The sequence below is a fragment of the Treponema sp. R8-4-B8 genome, from assembly GCF_054786175.1.
On record NZ_BDHE01000262.1, the window covers coordinates 1 to 583 of the forward strand.

Sequence of the window (583 nt, forward strand, 5' to 3'; positions counted from 1 at the left end):
GGAATTGTCGCCCTGTGAATTTAATTTCGAGAAAATGCTGCAAAAAGTCGTTTCGGTAATCAATTTCCGCGTGGACGAAAAGCGGCAAAAACTTGTAGTGCGTATTGACAATAAAATTCCCAAAACCCTGATAGCCGACGATCAGCGGCTAGCGCAGGTAGTTGCCAACCTCCTGAGCAACGCGGTTAAATTCACGCCTGAAGAAGGCACAATAATCCTTAACGCAACTTTTATGGAAGAAAAAAACGGCTCTTGCACCATACAAGTTTCAGTAAGCGACACGGGAATTGGAATAACGGCGGAACAGCAAAAACGCCTGTTCAGTTCTTTTCAACAGGCCGAAAGCAGCACGACGCGCAAATACGGAGGTACTGGCCTGGGACTCGCGATTTCCAAAAGCATAGTGGAGATGATGGACGGCCATATTTGGGTGCAGTCAGAACCTTCAAAAGGCTCAACATTTACCTTTACTGTCAAGGCAAAGCGCGGCGCGGAAGACAGGCAAAAAGGTTTGTTAGATGTCAATTTAAACAATGTCCGCATTATGGCGGTAGATGACGATCCGGACATATTAACATATTTC

1 protein-coding gene is annotated in these 583 nt (G+C 45.8%); it reads left to right on the top strand.

The genetic code is table 11. The features are described 5' to 3' along the window. Window positions 1-34: 34 nt before the first annotated feature. A partial coding sequence (locus tag ACYVRA_RS08285) for an ATP-binding protein (protein WP_461252255.1) occupies window positions 35-583 on the top strand: 549 nt, incomplete at its 3' end.